This window comes from Marinomonas arctica (genome assembly GCF_003259225.1).
Classification (GTDB): domain Bacteria; phylum Pseudomonadota; class Gammaproteobacteria; order Pseudomonadales; family Marinomonadaceae; genus Marinomonas; species Marinomonas arctica.
The window spans coordinates 1-2720 of sequence record NZ_QHJF01000062.1 but is presented as its reverse complement, the minus strand read 5'-3'; the positions used below and the strand labels follow the sequence as shown (position 1 = coordinate 2720).

5 protein-coding genes are annotated in these 2720 nt (G+C 45.4%); 1 reads left to right on the top strand and 4 read right to left on the bottom strand.

Going from position 1 to position 2720, the window contains the following annotated elements:
- Positions 1-122: 122 nt before the first annotated feature.
- The 4 genes from DK187_RS21620 to DK187_RS20770 form a co-directional block, all read right to left on the bottom strand.
- The gene (locus DK187_RS21620) at positions 123-353 is read right to left on the bottom strand and encodes a nucleotidyltransferase family protein (RefSeq protein ID WP_420870156.1); all 231 of its coding nucleotides are present in this window, start codon (positions 351-353) and stop codon (positions 123-125) included.
- A 67-nt stretch (positions 354-420) separates the two neighbouring features.
- Entirely contained in the window at positions 421-843 is a 423-nt protein-coding gene (locus DK187_RS20780; RefSeq protein ID WP_111609206.1) for a nucleotidyltransferase substrate binding protein, read from the bottom strand.
- Positions 844-1273: 430 nt separating this feature from the next.
- Positions 1274-1591 carry a nucleotidyltransferase family protein gene (locus tag DK187_RS20775; RefSeq protein ID WP_111609205.1) on the bottom strand — a complete coding sequence of 106 codons (318 nt, stop codon included), beginning with the start codon at positions 1589-1591 and terminating at the stop codon, positions 1274-1276.
- Positions 1588-1992 carry an HI0074 family nucleotidyltransferase substrate-binding subunit gene (locus DK187_RS20770; protein WP_111609204.1) on the bottom strand — a complete coding sequence of 135 codons (405 nt, stop codon included), beginning with the start codon at positions 1990-1992 and terminating at the stop codon, positions 1588-1590. The genes DK187_RS20775 and DK187_RS20770 overlap by 4 nt, the downstream gene beginning before the upstream one ends.
- Positions 1993-2224: 232 nt before the next feature.
- Between DK187_RS20770 and DK187_RS20765 the strand changes: the two genes are divergently transcribed.
- Positions 2225-2720: MBL fold metallo-hydrolase (locus DK187_RS20765; protein ID WP_162623567.1), on the top strand; the 496-nt coding region annotated here is incomplete at its 3' end.

The following is a 2720-nucleotide window of genomic DNA, read 5'->3' as shown; positions in this document are numbered from 1 at the left end:
AATGTGCCGTTTGACGATGTTGTGTTTTCGTAGGGCATCATGAACGAAGTGTAATGTGCCGATTGATGATGTTGGTTGGGGATGTCAGATTACGCCTCGTACCTCGTCTCATCTGCCCCCTTTTATTTCACTACCAGCCCAACTCGCTGAATGTGATTCAGCAGGTCAGGATTGTCGATATGGTGTTTCAGTATTAGATCAAGGCGGTAAGGTAACACCAACTCATCCAGTACTGATGCAAGCTGCAGAAAGCTCTGAAACGACAGATCAGGTGCATCAAGGCAAAGATCAATATCCGAGTTAGCACGATGAGTTCCCATGGCACGGGAGCCAAACAGGATAGCATGTTGCACTTGTGGATAATGACTCAACTCAGCCTGGAGCTTTTCCAGTATACCGCATGGCAAACCAGCCAAAGCCTTACAACCTGTCACGCTGTTTCTCAAGCGCCACTAAAAGAGATTTCAACAACGGATGGTAGGTATTCAAAATCTGATCTGCAATCAAGCGGGCTGTTTCACGGTTGTAGGTATGTGATGTTAAAGTACGACTTTTGATCATCGCAAACCATTGATCACCAGCTTCAATCAATCCCCTCTCAAATGCTAGGCGTATGGCATCCCGACTACCTTGTATATCTGTTTCACCCTGATCCTTGTAAAAATCCTTAATGGTATTCCAGGATAGCTCATAGGTGTACTCAAACGCCTGGATTAGCCCCTGCTCTTCCAGCTTGGAAAGACCCCGTTGATTGCTTAACGCAACAGCCTCATCCAACTCATTAAATGCTGCTTGGTAATTCTGCAAACGCTGGTGCCAGCGAATATCCAAAGAACGGCTCATGGTTTTGCTTTCTCCCTGATCGGTTTCCTGCAATCAACAAGCAGGCATCTTTATTCGTACTATTAGAACTTAACTGGGATCTGACTCCTTTTATTAAAGCCCCTTTTTCGGTTTCTCGAAAAATAAGTATACCTATATTAACAAAATAATCATTTCCTCTTTTTCGCTCGCTTCTTTGCGATATCGTTTTCACACATGTTGTTTTCGTAGGCCGGATGAGGGAGGCACGACCGTTATCCGGCGTTGGATGGTTGTCGTTGGGTAATGTGGTTGGTGGTTTCGTGATGTTTTCGTAGGGCATCATGAACGAAGTGTAATGTGCCGTTTGATGATGTGGGTTATGAATGTCAGATTACGCCTCGTGCCTCGTCTTATCTGACCTACGGGTGGGTTGGTGTGGATCATGTGATAGGTTGGTTTATGCATTGACTCATTTGTTGAGTTCAATTTTTCGTCCATGTTGTGCTATGTGTGCCAGCATTTCTTCGGATTTTATGGTGTTTAAATCTAAAATATCAAAGAAATAGGGAAAGGTGGTTTCTTCATTGAGCAGGTTAGATAACCGTGTAACCACTGAATGATCTAGTTTATCTCCAGAGATAACCATGTCTACGTCAGAACCTGGCTTGTAGGTACCTTTGGCCCTTGACCCAAAAATCATTACAGATTCAATCTCATGAAAGCTTTGAATGATGCTATTTAGCTCTTCAAGCTCTGCTGAGGTTAACCCAAAGTCGGCTTCCATCATTTGGTTAGTCTCTGAGTAAAGTTTCGATGAAAATCCTTTAAGATCGGGTAATAAGTCGACTTTATTTTTAGCTCGACGAGTTGAGCGGTTTCCTCTTGATAAGTGTGCACTGTTAAATTTCTGTCGCTCAAGGCTTCTAGCCATTCTTTGCCGTTTTCAATCAGCTGATATTGAAACGCGGTTTTTATTGCGTCACGTGGGCTGCTTATCGAAAAGCCTTCTTCTTCTTGATAGTCTTTCAGCACCTTCCAAGCGAGCTCAAAGGATATTTCGAAAAACTGAATCATTCCTGCACGTTCAATAACGGATAGTTTTTCCAGTTCAGTAGTGGTTTTTAGCAACATAAAACTTCTGGAAAAGTTTTGAAATCGTTGCTTCCAGCGTGATTCATGATAGTTCATATGTTCATTCCAAATACACTAAAACGACAAACATCATACTAACAAAATGCAGTGCGGTTGACCATTCGTGACGTTATGCGTTTCCCTTGTCTCTTCCAAGGCTTAAGGTGAGGTGCTGGTCTTGCAACCCCCTCCCGGCCTACCCGCCTTCGCGGGAAAGATCGGGTCGGCGGTTGTCGTTGGGTATTGTTGTGGGGTAAGGTTATTTTTTGTCTGTTGCAGAGGGATTTGTATGTTGGATATTAAGCATCATGGTGCGGTGCAGGGTGTGACTGGGTCTTGCCATGAGTTGTTTGTGGATGGTGATAACTCGGTTCTGGTGGATTGCGGTTTGTTTCAGGGGGCAGAGACGTCTGGTACTGGGGCGGATTCGAATCGTTTGGAGATCGAGTTTGATGTGTCGGCGGTGCGGGCTTTGGTGGTAACCCATGTGCACATCGATCATGTGGGTCGGTTGCCTTATTTGTTGGCGGCGGGGTTTGATGGGCCGATTTATTGTTCACAGCCGAGTGCGGCGTTGTTGCCTTTAGTGATTGAAGATGCGCTTAAGGTTGGTGTTACGCGCAATGCCAGTATTATTGAGGCCTGTTTGGCGCGGTTGGCGGCGCAGTTGGTGCCGTTGGAATACAAGCAATGGGGGAGTATTCCGTTGACGACAGAGGCGTCTAGTGTGCAGGTGCGTTTGTGCCGTGCGGGGCATATTTTGGGTTCCGCGTATGTGACCTTTC

Bases quoted from the DNA above. Each gene is read 5' to 3' on its own strand.
- DK187_RS20780 (WP_111609206.1), bottom strand. From the start codon at position 843: ATGAGCCGTTCTTTGGATATTCGCTGGCACCAGCGTTTGCAGAATTAC.
- DK187_RS20775 (WP_111609205.1), bottom strand. From the start codon at position 1,591: ATGATGGAAGCCGACTTTGGGTTAACCTCAGCAGAGCTTGAAGAGCTA.
- DK187_RS20770 (WP_111609204.1), bottom strand. From the start codon at position 1,992: ATGAACTATCATGAATCACGCTGGAAGCAACGATTTCAAAACTTTTCC.